The sequence below is a fragment of the Sphingomonas melonis DAPP-PG 224 genome (assembly GCF_000379045.1).
Taxonomy (GTDB): domain Bacteria; phylum Pseudomonadota; class Alphaproteobacteria; order Sphingomonadales; family Sphingomonadaceae; genus Sphingomonas; species Sphingomonas aquatilis.
Genome location: NZ_KB900605.1, coordinates 1164060 through 1177767, shown reverse-complemented (window position 1 = coordinate 1177767; position 13708 = coordinate 1164060). Strand labels below are relative to the sequence as shown.

Annotated in this window: 18 protein-coding genes; 12 read left to right on the top strand and 6 right to left on the bottom strand. The window is 67.9% G+C overall.

Annotated features, from left to right (window positions below; translation table 11 throughout):
• Nucleotides 1-29 precede the first annotated feature (29 nt).
• Both mgtE and SPHME3_RS0105855 read left to right on the top strand, forming a co-directional pair.
• Nucleotides 30-1433 carry a magnesium transporter gene (mgtE, locus tag SPHME3_RS0105860; protein ID WP_017980205.1) on the top strand — a complete coding sequence of 468 codons (1404 nt, stop codon included), beginning with the start codon at nt 30-32 and terminating at the stop codon, nt 1431-1433.
• A 190-nt stretch (nt 1434-1623) separates the two neighbouring features.
• Nucleotides 1624-2025, top strand: coding sequence for a DUF1489 family protein (locus SPHME3_RS0105855; RefSeq protein ID WP_017980206.1), 402 nt, complete (start codon nt 1624-1626; stop codon nt 2023-2025).
• Between the two features lie 150 nt (nt 2026-2175).
• Here SPHME3_RS0105855 and SPHME3_RS0105850 read toward each other — a convergent pair whose 3' ends face one another.
• Nucleotides 2176-3069, bottom strand: a complete 894-nt coding sequence (locus SPHME3_RS0105850; RefSeq protein ID WP_017980207.1) for an iron-containing redox enzyme family protein — start codon at nt 3067-3069, stop codon at nt 2176-2178.
• Between the two features lie 168 nt (nt 3070-3237).
• Between SPHME3_RS0105850 and SPHME3_RS0105845 the strand changes: the two genes are divergently transcribed.
• The 7 genes from SPHME3_RS0105845 (at nt 3238) to SPHME3_RS0105810 (ending at nt 7560) form a co-directional block, all read left to right on the top strand.
• Nucleotides 3238-4140: a heme o synthase gene (locus tag SPHME3_RS0105845; RefSeq protein WP_017980208.1), complete on the top strand. Its 903-nt coding sequence runs from the start codon at nt 3238-3240 to the stop codon at nt 4138-4140.
• A complete protein-coding gene (locus SPHME3_RS21675; protein WP_017980209.1) occupies nt 4137-4271 on the top strand; it encodes a hypothetical protein in 135 nt (44 codons plus the stop codon). Before SPHME3_RS0105845 ends, SPHME3_RS21675 begins: the two co-directional genes overlap by 4 nt.
• Entirely contained in the window at nt 4268-4852 is a 585-nt protein-coding gene (locus SPHME3_RS0105835; RefSeq protein ID WP_017980210.1) for a cytochrome c oxidase assembly protein, read from the top strand. The genes SPHME3_RS21675 and SPHME3_RS0105835 overlap by 4 nt, the downstream gene beginning before the upstream one ends.
• Before the next feature lie 116 nt (nt 4853-4968).
• Nucleotides 4969-5901: a cytochrome c oxidase subunit 3 gene (locus SPHME3_RS0105830; RefSeq protein WP_017980211.1), complete on the top strand. Its 933-nt coding sequence runs from the start codon at nt 4969-4971 to the stop codon at nt 5899-5901.
• Between the two features lie 19 nt (nt 5902-5920).
• A complete protein-coding gene (locus SPHME3_RS0105825; RefSeq protein WP_017980212.1) occupies nt 5921-6319 on the top strand; it encodes a DUF983 domain-containing protein in 399 nt (132 codons plus the stop codon).
• Nucleotides 6316-6912: an SURF1 family protein gene (locus tag SPHME3_RS0105820; RefSeq protein ID WP_017980213.1), complete on the top strand. Its 597-nt coding sequence runs from the start codon at nt 6316-6318 to the stop codon at nt 6910-6912. The genes SPHME3_RS0105825 and SPHME3_RS0105820 overlap by 4 nt, the downstream gene beginning before the upstream one ends.
• A 216-nt stretch (nt 6913-7128) precedes the next feature.
• Nucleotides 7129-7560: a hypothetical protein gene (locus SPHME3_RS0105810; RefSeq protein WP_017980214.1), complete on the top strand. Its 432-nt coding sequence runs from the start codon at nt 7129-7131 to the stop codon at nt 7558-7560.
• A gap of 45 nt (nt 7561-7605) precedes the next feature.
• Here SPHME3_RS0105810 and SPHME3_RS0105805 read toward each other — a convergent pair whose 3' ends face one another.
• Together SPHME3_RS0105805 and SPHME3_RS0105800 are read right to left on the bottom strand one after the other, a co-directional pair.
• Nucleotides 7606-8097 (bottom strand): MarR family winged helix-turn-helix transcriptional regulator, encoded by a 492-nt coding sequence (locus SPHME3_RS0105805; protein WP_017980215.1) that lies wholly within the window; start codon nt 8095-8097, stop codon nt 7606-7608.
• A gap of 159 nt (nt 8098-8256) precedes the next feature.
• A complete protein-coding gene (locus SPHME3_RS0105800; RefSeq protein WP_017980216.1) occupies nt 8257-8817 on the bottom strand; it encodes a DUF1993 domain-containing protein in 561 nt (186 codons plus the stop codon).
• A gap of 632 nt (nt 8818-9449) precedes the next feature.
• Between SPHME3_RS0105800 and thrC the strand changes: the two genes are divergently transcribed.
• The 3 genes from thrC to SPHME3_RS0105785 all read left to right on the top strand — a co-directional run bounded on the left by thrC (nt 9450) and on the right by SPHME3_RS0105785 (nt 12044).
• Nucleotides 9450-10841, top strand: a complete 1392-nt coding sequence (thrC, locus tag SPHME3_RS0105795) for a threonine synthase (protein ID WP_017980217.1) — start codon at nt 9450-9452, stop codon at nt 10839-10841.
• A complete protein-coding gene (locus tag SPHME3_RS0105790) occupies nt 10838-11707 on the top strand; it encodes a class I SAM-dependent methyltransferase (protein WP_017980218.1) in 870 nt (289 codons plus the stop codon). The genes thrC and SPHME3_RS0105790 overlap by 4 nt, the downstream gene beginning before the upstream one ends.
• Nucleotides 11708-11840: 133 nt before the next feature.
• Entirely contained in the window at nt 11841-12044 is a 204-nt protein-coding gene (locus SPHME3_RS0105785; RefSeq protein ID WP_017980219.1) for a hypothetical protein, read from the top strand.
• A gap of 7 nt (nt 12045-12051) precedes the next feature.
• Here the strand turns inward: SPHME3_RS0105785 and SPHME3_RS0105780 are convergent, their stop codons facing one another.
• Genes SPHME3_RS0105780 through SPHME3_RS0105770 form a run of 3 tightly spaced genes read right to left on the bottom strand, consistent with a single transcriptional unit; the run spans nt 12052 to nt 13681 of the window.
• Nucleotides 12052-12693, bottom strand: a complete 642-nt coding sequence (locus SPHME3_RS0105780) for a heme exporter protein CcmB (RefSeq protein ID WP_017980220.1) — start codon at nt 12691-12693, stop codon at nt 12052-12054.
• Nucleotides 12693-13247: a heme ABC exporter ATP-binding protein CcmA gene (ccmA, locus tag SPHME3_RS0105775; protein WP_017980221.1), complete on the bottom strand. Its 555-nt coding sequence runs from the start codon at nt 13245-13247 to the stop codon at nt 12693-12695. The genes SPHME3_RS0105780 and ccmA overlap by 1 nt, the downstream gene beginning before the upstream one ends.
• A complete protein-coding gene (locus tag SPHME3_RS0105770; protein WP_017980222.1) occupies nt 13244-13681 on the bottom strand; it encodes a metallopeptidase family protein in 438 nt (145 codons plus the stop codon). The genes ccmA and SPHME3_RS0105770 overlap by 4 nt, the downstream gene beginning before the upstream one ends.
• Nucleotides 13682-13708 lie beyond the last annotated feature (27 nt).

Below are 13708 nucleotides of genomic sequence, written 5' to 3'. Positions count from 1 at the left end.
ACACGATTGCAGCACGGACGGAGGCAGCGATGAGCGATACCGAGCTTCCCGAGATGCTGGCCCCCGAACAGGACGAGCTGGACGAGGACGATCGCCTGCGTCCCGAATTCGTCGATGCGGTGCTGGACGCGGTGCGCGCGGGCGACGACGAGGAAGCGCGCGCGCTGGTCGAGCCGCTGCACCCGGCCGACATCGCCGACCTGTTCGAACTGACCCCGCATGAGGATCGCGCCGGCCTCGCCCGCGCGCTGAAGGACTTGCTCGACGGCGACGTCTTCGCCGAGATGAACGATTACGTCCGCGAGGACCTGATCGACGCGCTGACCCCGACCGAGGTCGCCGACATCGCGAGCGAACTCGACACCGACGACGCGGTCGCGATCATCGAGGATCTGGAGGAAGCCGACCAGCGCGCCGTGCTGCGCGCGCTCGACCCCGACGATCGCGCCGCGATCGAAGAGGCGCTGTCCTACCCGGAGGAAACCGCCGGCCGCCTGATGCAGCGTGAGCTGATCGCGGTGCCCGATCACTGGACCGTCGGCGACGTCATCGACTTCCTGCGCCACCACGAAGAGCTGACCACCGACTTCTGGGAAATCTTCGTCGTCGATGCCGGCCACCACCCGGTCGGCACGTGCCAGCTGTCGTGGATCCTGCGCACGCCGCGCAGCATCGCGATCGGCGATGTGATGAAGCGCGAGCAGACGCTGATCCCGGTCGACATGGATCAGGAAGAGGTCGCGCTCCGCTTCCAGAAATACGCGCTCATCAGCGCCGCGGTGGTCGATGCGTCCGATCGGCTCGTCGGCATGATCACCGTCGACGATATCGTCCATATCATCCAGCAGGAGGCGGGCGAGGACGCCCTCCGCCTGTCGGGCGCCGGTGAAGGCGACATCAACGAACCGATCCGCTTCACCGTGCGCACGCGCATCGCGTGGCTGGTGGTGAATCTGGGCGCGACGATGTTGTCGGCATCGGTCGTCGGCCTGTTCCAGGGTGAGATCGCCCGCTTTGCCCTGCTCGCCGCGCTGATGCCGATCGTGTCGGCGCTGGGCGGCAATGCGGGTACGCAGACGCTCGCCGTCGTCGTCCGCGCGCTCGCGACCAACCAGCTCACCAGCTCGAACACGCTGCGCATGCTGGCACGCGAATTCCAGATCGCGCTGTGCAACGGCGGCGCGCTCGGCCTGGTCGGCGCGGTCGGCAGCTATGTGATCCTCGGCAACCTGCAATTGTCGATCGTGTTCGCGATCGCGATGGTCATCAACTCGATCGTCGCCGGCCTCGTCGGCGTCATCGTGCCGGTGGCGCTCGACAAGGCCAATGTCGATCCGGCGGTGTCGTCCGCGGTGTTCGTGACCACCGCGACCGACGTGATGGGGTTCTTTTCGTTCCTGGGACTGGCATCGTTGTGGGGTTTGGGCGGGTAATCCCTCTTAGTCCTCCCCCGCCAGGGGGGGGGGGTGGCAGCGCGGCAGCGCTGACGGAGGGGGAGGTCACGGCGAGTATATCGTATGCCGAAACGCCCCCTCCACCACGGCCTGCGGCCGCGGTCCCCAGCGCAGGGAGGACTTAGCGCGGCCTTGCCGCACCGCCCTGCCCCACCCACATCGCGCGGCCATGCTGCATCTCACCAAAGTGGCCTTCGGCGCGACCAGCGTCGATCATCTCGCCGATCGCCTGACACAGCGTGCCGCGGACGGCCCGGTCTTCCTGACCACGCGCTATCTGCCCAAGCGGCACGAAGAGGTGGCCGGACAGGGTTCCTTATTCTGGATCATCAAGCACCAGCTCGTCGCACGCTCGCCGATCCTCGGCTTCGGCGAGGCGGAGGGCGGCCGGGTCGCGATTCACATCGATCCGGCGCTGGTGCTCGTACAGGCCCGACCGAAGCGTGCGCATCAGGGCTGGCGTTATCTGGAAGCGGCGGATGCGCCGGCGGACCTGGGCGGCGACACCGACGGCCTGTCGCTGATGCCGCCCGCACTGGTGGGCCGGCTCGCGGAACTCGCGCTGATTTAAGACTCGGCGACCGCCCTAGCCACCCCGTCACCCCGGACTTGGTCCGGGGTCCACTCCGCGGCAAGGGGGATGGTTTGAGCCTCTTGCCACCCCCTTGCGGCCCGGTGGACCCCGGACCAAGTCCGGGGTGACGGTTACGTTACGCGACCTTCACCCCAGCAACACCGCGCGATACGCCTCGAAACACCGCTCGCCGCACTTCAACCGGATCAGCGCGCCCTCGGCCATCGCGGTCGCGCGGCGCGGGTCTTCCTCCACCGCCGGGCGGATCGCTTCGCGGTTCCAATCCTCGCTGTGCTTGATGTCGAGCACCGCATGCAGGTCGAAATAGCGGCGCTCCTTGTCGGAAAAGCCCAGCCGCCGCAGCCCCTTGGCCGTCGCGGCAGAGCGATCCGGCGCGGTCAGCTCGATCACGCCGAGCGCCCCCACCGACTGCCATGCATAGCGGCGGTTGGTCGCCATCGCGGTCATCGCATTGGCCAGCGCCAGGCTCTGCCACAAGGTGTTCTCGATCACCGGGTTCACCGCCAGCGTCTCGACCAAAGCATTGAGCATGGGGCCGTGCATGCCCTTGGCATTGCCCCGGCCCATTTCGTCCCAGTAATTGCGCGCCAGCTCCAGCTTGGGCAGTGTCGGCAGCTTCACCTGCGTCATCGCGACGAGATCGTCGAACCCCGCCTCACCCGCCGCTTCCTGCTCGAAGAACCAGCGCAGCTGGTCGAGGTTCGCCTGCTCCGCCAGCCACGGGAACAGCGCATCGTGCTGCCCTGGCCCGCTCGCCTTCAGCTCCTCGAACCAGGCGATAAAGCCCTCGACGTCGGTCGGCGCCGCGGCAGCCTCCTCGGCCACCTCTTCGCGCAATTCCTCCAGAAAGCCGCCTTCCAGCCGCTGCATCCGCACGTCGCGATCCAGCGTGCGCTGCCAGTCGGCGACCGGGAAGCCCGGCTCCAGCCGCTCGCGGTTCCAATGGGCGAGGCCGCGCTGGAAACTGTCGGTCAGGAATTGCGACGCCGGAATACCGGCGTCGATGATACGGGTTGCCACTGCTTCATCCCCTCGAACCTGTGCCGCCGTACGGGCGGCCTAATAGGTCAGGCTAACCGCCTGTTTCCGCTATCGTTCCCGCCATTTTGGGGGTGCTTGACCTGGATCAGCACGATACGTGCGTCACCCTTCCCCAACCCCTGCGCTATGGGTATAGCCGGGCCGATCATGACCGCCGCGACGCCCCTTTTGCCGCCTGCCGACTGGCGCGATTTCCTCGCGCTCACCAAGCCGCGCGTGATGACGCTCGTCGTGTTCACCGGCCTGTGCGGCATGCTGGCGGCGCCCGTGGGCGTGCATCCGGTGATCGGCTTCACCGCGATCCTGTGCATCGCACTGGGCGCCGGCGCGGCGGGCGCGCTCAACCAATGGTATGAGGCGGACCTCGACGCCAAGATGCGCCGTACGCAGAAGCGGCCGCTGCCCGATGGCCGGATGGACCGTCAGTCGGCGCTGCACTTCGGCGTCGGCCTTGCCGCTTTCTCGGTCATCCTGATGTATTTCGCGGTCAACCTAGCCGCCGCGGCGATCCTGACCGTCTCGATCCTGTTCTACGTGCTGATCTACACCGTCTGGCTGAAGCGGCGCACGCCGCAGAATATCGTGATCGGCGGCGCGGCCGGCGCCTTTCCGCCGCTGATCGGCTGGGCGGCGGCGACGGGGCATGTCGCCTTGCTCCCCGTGCTGCTGTTCGGCCTCGTCTTCCTGTGGACGCCGCCGCATTTCTGGGCGCTCGCGCTGTTCGTGAAGACCGATTACGCCAATGCCGGCGTGCCGATGCTGCCCGTCGTCGCCGGCGAGCGCACGACCCGCCGCCAGATCGGCCTGTACACCATCCCGATGGCGCTCGCCGCGCTGCTGCCCTGGCCGCTCGGGCTGACCGGCGCGATCTACGGCGTGGTCGCGACCGTCACGACGCTGGTCTTCGCCGCCCTCGCGCTGATCGTCGCCACGCGCACGACGCAGCCCGACGATAACATGAAGCCCGAAAAGCGCCTGTTCAGCTATTCGATCCTCTACCTCTTCGTGGTGTTCGGCGCATTGGTCGTCGATCGCTGGGTGCTGCCATGATGACTCCTGACGACCAAGACCTGATCCGCGCGCGCCAGCAATCGCGGGCACGCGTGATGGCGCTGCTGCTCGGCGCGTTCGTGATCCTCGTCTTCGCCATTGCGATCGTAAAGATCCGCGAGGGCATGTGACCGGGGCGGCGACCGATGCCGGCACCCGCCGCCAGCTGCGCACCGCGATGCTGGCGGTGCTCGGCATCTGCGTGATGACCGGCATCGCCTGGGCCAGCGTGCCGCTCTACCGCCTGTTCTGCCAGGTGACCGGCCTCAACGGCACGACGCAGCGCGCGCTCGAAGCGCCCGGCGCGGTCAACAAGCTGATCCGCATCGATTTCGACAGCAACGTCGCCCCGGGCATGAAGTGGCGCTTCCGCCCCGAAGCGGGGTCGGAGACGGTGAAGATCGGCGCGCGCGACATGGCGTTCTTCACCGCGACCAACCTCGACACCAAGCCCGTCACCGGCACCGCGACGTTCAACGTCACGCCCAGCCAGGCCGGCAAATATTTCACCAAGATCCAGTGTTTCTGCTTCACCCAGCAGACGCTGAAGCCCGGCGAGACGCAGCGCATGCCGGTCATCTTCTTCGTCGATCCCAAGATCATGGACGACCCCGACGCGTCGGACGTCGAGACGATCACGTTGTCCTACACCTTCTATCCCGCGGATACCGGCAAGACTCCCGGCCGCGCGCAGACGGGTTCGGAATCCTGATCGACGGCCCCCGTCCTGTGCCGGGCGCTAAAATCGTCGCCGCCACGACCTTGTTCTAGGGGCGTTTGGGCCTTAGGGTCCCGCCCCAAAGAGGATAAGAGAACAGGGACCTGACCATGGCCGGCGCCAAGAATCACGACTATCACATCCTGCCACCCAGCATCTGGCCCCTGTTCGGATCGCTCTCGGCGCTGGTGATGGCGAGCGGCGCGATCATGTGGATGCACGGCGGCCACCTGGCGGCCGACAAGGCCAATGGCGGCGGCTGGATCTTCTTCGCCGGCCTCGCGGGCGTGCTGTTCACGATGTACAGCTGGTGGGCGGACGTGGTGCGCGAAGCGCATCATGGCGATCATACCCCCGTCGTCCAGCTCCACTTCCGCTACGGCATGATCCTGTTCATCGCCTCCGAAGTCATGTTCTTCGTCGGCTGGTTCTGGGCGTTCTTCGACTTCAGCCTGTTCCCGACCGCCATGGCCTTCGTCGACGGCCAGGTGGAGCGCGCGGCCGAAGGCGCTGCGGCGATCGCCGCGCAATGGCCGCCCAAGGGCCTGACCGTCATCAACGCGTTCGAGCTTCCCCTGCTCAACACGCTGATCCTGCTGACCAGCGGCACCACGGTCACCTGGGCGCACCATGCGCTGATCCACAACCAGCGTGGCGGCGAGAAGCGCGGCCTGTGGGGCATGCTGGGCGTCGGCGACCGTGACGGCGTTCTGAAGGGCCTGTGGCTGACGGTCGCGCTGGGCGTGCTGTTCAGCAGCATCCAGGCATACGAATACATGCACGCGCCCTTCCCGTTCAAGGGCATCAACTATGGCGCCGCCTTCTTCATGGCGACCGGCTTCCACGGCTTCCACGTTCTGATCGGCACGATCTTCCTGATCGTCTGCCTGATCCGCGCCTATAAGGGCGACTTCACGCCGCGCCAGCATTTCGGCTTCGAAGCCGCCGCCTGGTATTGGCATTTCGTCGACGTGGTGTGGCTGTTCCTGTTCGTCACCATCTACGTCTGGGGCGGCTGGGGCGCACCGGTTCACGGCGGCTGATAAGGTTGACGGGCGTCGCATGACCGATCCGACGCCCGTATCTTCGCCTGCGATTGCCGAGGTCGCGTTGAAGGGGCTGTGTCCGCGTTGCGGCCGGCCCCTTTTGTTTGCCGGCTGGGTCAAGTTCGCGGATCGCTGTTCGGGCTGCGGCCTGGATTTCACGCGCTTCAACGTCGGGGACGGGCCCGCCGCCTTCCTGACGCTGATCCTGGGCGCATTGGTCGTCGCCGGCGCCATCACGCTTGAGCTGACGCTGCACCCGCCGCTGTGGCTGCACATGCTGATCTGGATTCCCGTCACCGCGGCGGGCGTGATCTGGTCGCTGCGCGTCGCCAAGGCTGCACTGCTCGCCGCCGAATATCGGAACGCCGCGCGCGAAGGCCGCATCGACGAGGCCCGCAGCGACCCCACCCCATGAAGCGCATCCCCCTGATCCCCACCATCGTCGTCGCGCTCGCGGTGGCCGCGATGATCGGCCTCGGCCTCTGGCAGCTGCTCGACCGCGCGCCGAAGAAAGAGGCGTATCTGGCGCAGCTCGCCGCCAATCCGGCCAAGCCGCCGATCGCCTTCCCGCGCTTTCCCGACGACCGCCTGCTGTTCCGCCGCGCCTCGGGCCTGTGCGTCCGCGTCACCGGCCAACGGCTCGCCGGCGCGGGAAAGGCCGGCTTCCGCCTGATCGCCGACTGCGCGACGGGCGCGGAGGGGCCGGGCATGCTCGTCCAGCTCGGCACCACCACCGACCCCGCCTACAAGGGCACCTGGACCGGCGGCCCGGTGACAGGCTTCATCAGCCACGCGCCCGACGCCCGCTCGTTGATCGGCTCGCTGTTCGATCATACACCGCAGCGGCTGATGCTGGTCGCCGATCGCCCCGCCCCCGGCCTTGCCGCCAACGGCCAGCCCGACCTGTCGTCGGTGCCGAACAACCATCTGTCCTACGCCGTCCAGTGGTTCCTCTTCGCCGCCATCGCCGCGACGATCTACGCGCTGGCGCTGCGCCGGCGACGGTAGGCGGGTGCCGCCTTGAGCGCGATCCCCATGTCCATTATCCCATCGACATGATCTGCGCGATCGCCTCCATCCAACATCACCGCCTCGTGACGGCGGTGTTCGCGCGCGTGTCGGGATGTCGGAGCGGCTGACCAGCCTATCCGTCCCGACACGACCCACCCCGCCCGACCGGCGGGGTTTTTTGTGCCAGTCGGGCCTGACCAAGGAAGGCCTACCATGATGATATCGACGGACGCGGCCATCGCCCGCATCGCTTTGGGCGTAATCGATCGCACATTACCGAAGCGCGACTGGACGCACGCCGCGCACTTTGCCGCCGCGCTGTGGCTGTATCGCCATCGTCCCGACCTGGCCACGCCGCAGGGCATGCGGACGCTGATCTCGCGCTACAATAACGCGACGCTCACCGCCAACACCGATAGCAGCGGCTACCATCACACCATCACCTGCGCGTCGATGCGGGCCGCGGCGCACTATCTGGAGCGCTACGCGCCGGAGGCACCGCTGCATCGCGTGCTCGCCGCGCTCATGGCATCGCGGCCGGGCAACCCGGAGTGGCTGCTGGATCACTGGCATCGCGATACGCTGTTCAGCGTGCTCGCGCGCCGCGGCTGGGTCGAACCCGATCGGCAGCCCCTGCCCTTTTGACGCCGGAACGGGGCGGCGGCGTGGCGCACCGCCGCCCCACGCCCTTTACCCCGCGTGGAACGCCTTGAACTGCGCCTGCGCGTCGTCGCTCATCAGATTCTGCATCATCGTCCAATAGCCGCTGACCGCCTCTTCGCCCGAAGCGGCATAGGCGCGGCTCATGTTGGCGTGCAGCCCGCTGAACAGGCGACGCTCCAGATCCTCACCCGCCGGCGTCAGGCGCAGCAGGCGCTGGCGGCGGTCCGCCTCGCCCGGGCGCTGTTCGATCAGGCCATTGTCGATCAGCGCGCCGAGCACGCGGCCCAGCGACTGTTTGGTCACGCCCAAGAGCCCCAGCAACTCGCCCACCGACAGATTGGGTCGCCGTCCGACGAAATACAGGCAGCGATGATGCGCCCGGCCCAGCCCCATGGCGGTCAGTTCGGCATCGGAATGGCGCAGGTGCGATTTGTGCGCAAACAGCAACAGGTCCATCCCCCCACGGATCACGTCGTCGCGCAGAAACTGGGCGGGGGGCGGCTTGATCGGTTCCGGCATAATGCGTGGTTCGTCCCTCGGTTCACGACGAGCTTGTCGTTGCTGTCATGACGACACGGAACGTCAGCATCCTCACCCGAAACTGGCGGATACTGTCCAAAAAAATGCAATCAATTGCTCATTCTGGCAGATTAGGTCTGTAACGGAGTACAAACCTACTCATCCGGGCATCGTGCCGGGGCGCAGATAGGCGAACATGTGCGCGACATAATCCGCCTTGCCCAGCGCCGCGCCCTCGGCCCGCAGGATCGCATAGGCGGTCATGACGTGGAAATAGAACTGGGGGATCGCCCAGTCGCGGGCATATTGCTCCGCGCTGAGATCAAAGATCATGCCCTGCGGCAGCGCATGTGCGATGGCGCGCGCCGGATCGACCGGAGGCATCGCTCCCGCCGCCCCCTCGACCATCGCGATCGTCTCGGCGATCCGCGCCTGCGCGTCGGCCAGCGTCCCCGGCGCCTCGGCCGCGCCGCGTCCCTCGGCGAGCAACGTCTGCACCGCATCGGGCAGCGGCGCGTCGCGCAGCCGGGCGACGCCCTCATAGGCCTGCACGCAGGCGAAGCGCACCTGCGTCGCCAGCGGGAACATGTCCGGCGCCAGCCGCGCAGTCAGCAGCCCCTCCCCACCATCCTCCCGCCCCGCGCCCGCCTTTTCGAGCCACGACGACAGCGCGCGCAGCATCTGGGCATAGGTCGGCAACAGCAGGTCGGGGAGGGTCATGGGATCGCGCCTCGATAACGAACGGGGTGGCCGATCGTCTAACTCGCTCGCCGGGCCGGCGCCAATCGCCCCTTCGACTATCATGTCCCCTACAACAGCTTGAAGGTCCGGTGTCGCGAAGGCGCAAAGGAAAGACCATTCACGCGGAGGCGCGCAGGACGCGGAGGTGTCTCGTGCGCCGCGGCGCACTGTTCTTGTCTCGGCCGGAGGAAAGCAGCCCACCGACGCGGCAGGCGCACCCCCTCTGCGTCCTCCGCGCCTCCGCGTGAACAATCCTCTTCTTCTTCGCGTCTTCGCGTGAACCACCAACACGAAGCATGGCGATCCGGCCCAGCGAGACTGCGGACCCGCCGACGCCGCGCGGTCCCGCCACCATCGCCCGTCTGTCCTACACGCCGCCGATCCGCTATGACGGCGGCATGTCTGACCGCCGCTTTGCCGCACCCGTGCCCTCCGGCACCGGGCCGGTGGGTGATTTTGACATCGACGTACCGTCCACTTCGTCCACTTCCGCGCCCGAATCGCCGCGAATCGGCACGCCGCCGCCGCGTTCGCACGCCGATAGCCCAGCCGCACCACGCCCAAGAAAACCCGCCGTTGCCCCGTCGCGCCCGCGCCGCTACCCAGCCGCCATGCGCTACGTCAGCACCCGCGGGGCCGCCCCCGCCCTCGATTTCCGCGACGTCACCCTCGCCGGCCTGGCGTCGGACGGCGGCCTGTACCTGCCCGACGCGTGGCCCAGCTTCACGCGCGAACAGATCGCGGACCTCGCCGGCCTGTCCTATGTCGACACGGCGGTCGCGGTGATGACGCCCTTCATCGGCGACGCGCTGACGCCGGCCGAGCTGAAAGAGCTCTGCACCCAGGCCTATGGCCGTTTCGCGCATGCCGCGGTCACGCCGCTCATCCAGCTCGACCACGACCAGTGGCTGCTCGAACTGTTCCACGGCCCGACGCTCGCGTTCAAGGACGTTGCGCTCCAGCTGCTCGGCCTGCTGTTCGAACGCTTCCTCAAGGGCAGCAGCGACCATCTGACCATCGTCGGCGCGACCAGCGGCGACACCGGATCGGCGGCGATCGATGCGCTGGCGGGGCGTGCCGGAGTCGATATCTTCATGCTCCACCCGCATGGCCGGGTCAGCGACGTGCAGCGCCGCCAGATGACGACGGTGCTCGCCCCCAACGTCCATAACATCGCGATCGACGGCGACTTCGACACCGCGCAGGCGCTGGTGAAGGCGATGTTCAACGACCCCGGCTTCTCGGGCCGGTTCCACCTGTCCGCGGTCAATTCCATCAACTGGGCACGGCTGATGGCGCAGGTGGTCTATTATTTCTACGCTGCCGTCCGCCTCGGCGCGCCCGATCGTGCGGTCGCCTTTTCGGTGCCGACCGGTAATTTCGGCGACGTCTTCGCCGGCTATGTCGCGGCGAAGATGGGCCTGCCGATCGCGAAGCTGATCGTCGCGACCAACGTCAATGACATCCTGCACCGCGCGCTGTCGGCAGGCGATTACAGCAAGGGCATTGTCCAGCAGACGCCGACCCCGTCGATGGACATCCAGGTCAGCTCCAATTTCGAACGCCTGCTGTTCGACCTCGGCGGGCGCGACGGCGCCGCGCTGGCCGACCAGATGCGCGGCTTCGAATCGAGCGGTGCGATGCGGCTGAGCAATGCGCAGCAGACCGGTGCCTCGTTGTTCGCCAGCGCCCGCGTCGACCTGGACGACATGACGCTGGCAATGCGCTGGGCGCATGACGCCGCAGGGCAGATCGTCGACCCGCACACCGCCATCGCGCTCGCCGCCGCGCGCGCGCAGGCGGGCGATGCGGCGATGGTGACGCTCGCCACCGCCCACCCCGCCAAGTTCGGCGATGCGGTGGAGCGCGCGACCGGCCAGCGCCCCGCACTGCCCGCGCGCGTCGGCGACCTGTTCGATCGCGAAGAGCGCTGCGCCCACCTGCCCGGCACGTTCGAGGCGGTGACGGCCTATATCGCCGAGCGGGCGCGCCCCCGCGCATGACGCTCCACACGCTGATCGGCGAACCCTGGGCCGACTATGGCCTGGTCGATTCGGGGAACGGCCGCAAGCTGGAGCGCTACGGCCGCTTCCGCTTCATCCGCCCCGAACCGCAGGCGATGTGGGCGCCCGCGTCGGAGACTTGGAAGGCGCAGGGCGAGTTCCTGCCCGCCAGCGACGAAGATGGCGGCGGCCGCTGGGTCTTTGCCGAACCCGTGCCGCGCGAAGGCTGGCCGCTGAAGTGGAACGCGGTGCGTTTCACCGCGCAGACCACGCCCTTCCGCCATCTGGGCTTCTTCCCCGACATGGCGCCGGTGTGGAGCTGGATGCGCGAACAGGTCGCCGACATGGACCAGCCCGAATGCATGAACCTGTTCGGCTATACCGGCGTCGGCACGCTCGCGATGGCGACCGCGGGCGCGAAGATGGTGCATGTCGACGCCTCCAAGAAATCGGTCGAGGCCGCCCGCGCCAATGCGGCCTTGTCGGGGATGGGCGACGCGCCGGTCCGCTGGATCATCGACGATGCGGCGAAATTCGTCGCGCGTGAGGTGCGCCGCAACCGCCGCTACGACGGCATCCTGCTCGATCCGCCCAAATACGGCCGCGGGCCGGAGGGCGAAGTGTGGCGACTGGAGGAAGACCTGCCCCGCCTGCTGGCCGATTGCCGCCGCTTGCTCGATGCCGACAGCCGCTTCCTGTTCCTCACCGTCTATGCAGTGCGCATGTCGGCGCTGGCGCTGCAGGAGCTGATGCGCCAGCTGTTTGCCGATCTGCCGGGCAAGGTGGAAGCGGGTGAGCTCGGCGTGCGCGAAGAGGCCCGTGGCCTGACGCTGCCAACCGCAATTTGGGCGCGCTGGAGCCGGTAGGCCTCGCTCCACCGGCCCAAATGCGTCGCTCCATCGCCATGGTGCGACGCAGCAAGAAAACGTAACGGAACGCTCGTCGATCAGAAGACTTGATGTGCCTATATCTCGGCTTCGGCAGACAGAGAGGCTTATCATGCAGCTTGACGACGATATCGCCAAGATCAACACCGACGACAGCCCTCCCAATCCGCTGTGGGGCAGACTAGCCCTGCTGATGTTCGGCCTGACGGTACTGGCATTTCTGACCGCGATCGACCGTCCGGAATGGTTTCACTTGAAACCGGCGACCGGAACTGCGGCCGCGATGGTCTATGCATCGGACAACAACCAGGGCTGATCTTGCCTTAGTCCATCCCTGCTCGGATCGCCGCGGCGGCGATCCAGGGGGCGCCCGCCGTCAGCAACAGGCTGACCGCGCCCAGCAGTTTCAGCGCCCCCACCCCAGTGTCGAGCGATCCCGCGCCGAAGATCAGCAGCGGGATCGCGAGCGGCAGCATGACGAGGCCTGCGACGCCACCCCCTCCGCGCAGGCCCGTCACCAACGCCGATGTCGCGACCGCCAGAGCGGCGAGGCCCGGCGTCCCCACCAGCAACCCCGCCTCGACGCGCAGCAGGGTCGCCGCCGGCAGGTCGAACAGACCGGCCGCGATCACCGCCGCCAGCATCAACGGTGGCGCGAAGCCCAGCCAGTGCGCGATCGTCTTGGCGAAGGCGACCAGCGCCAGCGGCACGCCCCGCACCGCATATTGATCGATCACCCCCGCCTCGACATCGGGCGCGATCAGCCGCTCCACCGGCAGCAGCGCCGCGAGCAGTGCCGCCGCCCAGATCACCCCACCGCCGATCCGCCCGATCAACGCTGCATCCGGCCCGACCGCAAAGGGAAACAGCGTCGCGACGAGCAGGAAAAAGGCGACCGGCCACAGCAACCCGCCGCCCGTCCACGCCCGCCGCAGGTCGCGCAGGATGATCGCAGACACATGCATCAGCCCAGCGCCAGCATCTGCGCGCCGGGCAGCGCCAGCGGCAGATGCGTCGCCACCACCGCAATGCCGCCCCTCGCCCGATGGTCCGCAACCGCCGCCTCCAGCAATGTGACCCCCGCCACATCCAGCCCGTTCGCCGGCTCATCCAGCAGCCAGATCGGCGCCTCGGCTCCGATGACCCGCGCCAATCCCGCGCGGCGCCGCTGCCCGGTCGACAACAGCCGCACCGGCACCGCCGCCGCCTCGGCCAGCCCGACCGCCGCCAGCGCCGCCTCCGTCCGCGCGCCGATCCAATAGCGCAGCGCCAGCGCCAGCGGCCGCTCCGGGTCCAACGCATGCGCCTCGCTCAGCAAGGCGACGTCGCCCTCCCGCGTCACCGCGCCCTCGACGGGCCGCAACAGGCCGGCAGCGATGCGGATCAGGCTCGACTTGCCGACGCCATTGGGTCCGGTGACGCACAAGGCCCCGCCCGCCGCCAGCGCAAAGCCGATCCCGGCGAACAGCAGCCGCCCGCCGCGCTGACAGCCAACGTCCTCGAACCGCAGGAGGCTCAATCCGCGGCCGCCTCTTCCAGCGCATGCATGTCGTCATCGGACAGGCCGAAATGATGGCCGATCTCATGGATCGTCACATGGCGGACGAGATCGTCGAGCCGCACGCCAGTCTCCACCCACTCCACCAGGATCGCCTGCCGATACAGATGGATGCGATCGGGCAGCGCCCCCGATTCCATCGACGATTTCTCGCCGATCGGTCGGCCGTGATACAGGCCGGTCAGATCGAGCGGGTGGTCGAGGCCGAGCGCGGCGAGCGTCTCGTCATCCGCCTCTTCCTCGACGATCAGGACGACATCGCCCAGATGCCGCGCGAACGCCGCGGGCAGGCGCGCGATCGTGTCGCGGGCGATCCCCTCGATCGCGTCGGCGTCCGGCGCCGGGCCAAAAGCATCTTGCCTATAAGATTCTTGCAGCGCCATGATAACGGCCATACCCCGGCGCCACGCCCTCCAGCAAGG

Excerpts from the sequence above, each read along its gene's own strand:
- SPHME3_RS0105770 (WP_017980222.1), bottom strand. The coding sequence starts at position 13,681 with ATGGCCGTTATCATGGCGCTGCAAGAATCTTATAGGCAAGATGCTTTT.
- mgtE (WP_017980205.1), top strand. The coding sequence starts at position 30 with ATGAGCGATACCGAGCTTCCCGAGATGCTGGCCCCCGAACAGGACGAG.
- SPHME3_RS0105825 (WP_017980212.1), top strand. The coding sequence starts at position 5,921 with ATGACCGATCCGACGCCCGTATCTTCGCCTGCGATTGCCGAGGTCGCG.
- SPHME3_RS0105800 (WP_017980216.1), bottom strand. The coding sequence starts at position 8,817 with ATGACCCTCCCCGACCTGCTGTTGCCGACCTATGCCCAGATGCTGCGC.
- thrC (WP_017980217.1), top strand. The coding sequence starts at position 9,450 with ATGCGCTACGTCAGCACCCGCGGGGCCGCCCCCGCCCTCGATTTCCGC.
- SPHME3_RS0105785 (WP_017980219.1), top strand. The coding sequence starts at position 11,841 with ATGCAGCTTGACGACGATATCGCCAAGATCAACACCGACGACAGCCCT.
- SPHME3_RS0105820 (WP_017980213.1), top strand. The coding sequence starts at position 6,316 with ATGAAGCGCATCCCCCTGATCCCCACCATCGTCGTCGCGCTCGCGGTG.
- SPHME3_RS0105830 (WP_017980211.1), top strand. The coding sequence starts at position 4,969 with ATGGCCGGCGCCAAGAATCACGACTATCACATCCTGCCACCCAGCATC.
- SPHME3_RS0105810 (WP_017980214.1), top strand. The coding sequence starts at position 7,129 with ATGATGATATCGACGGACGCGGCCATCGCCCGCATCGCTTTGGGCGTA.
- SPHME3_RS0105805 (WP_017980215.1), bottom strand. The coding sequence starts at position 8,097 with ATGCCGGAACCGATCAAGCCGCCCCCCGCCCAGTTTCTGCGCGACGAC.
- SPHME3_RS0105845 (WP_017980208.1), top strand. The coding sequence starts at position 3,238 with ATGACCGCCGCGACGCCCCTTTTGCCGCCTGCCGACTGGCGCGATTTC.
- SPHME3_RS21675 (WP_017980209.1), top strand. The coding sequence starts at position 4,137 with ATGATGACTCCTGACGACCAAGACCTGATCCGCGCGCGCCAGCAATCG.
- SPHME3_RS0105780 (WP_017980220.1), bottom strand. The coding sequence starts at position 12,693 with ATGCATGTGTCTGCGATCATCCTGCGCGACCTGCGGCGGGCGTGGACG.
- SPHME3_RS0105855 (WP_017980206.1), top strand. The coding sequence starts at position 1,624 with ATGCTGCATCTCACCAAAGTGGCCTTCGGCGCGACCAGCGTCGATCAT.
- SPHME3_RS0105790 (WP_017980218.1), top strand. The coding sequence starts at position 10,838 with ATGACGCTCCACACGCTGATCGGCGAACCCTGGGCCGACTATGGCCTG.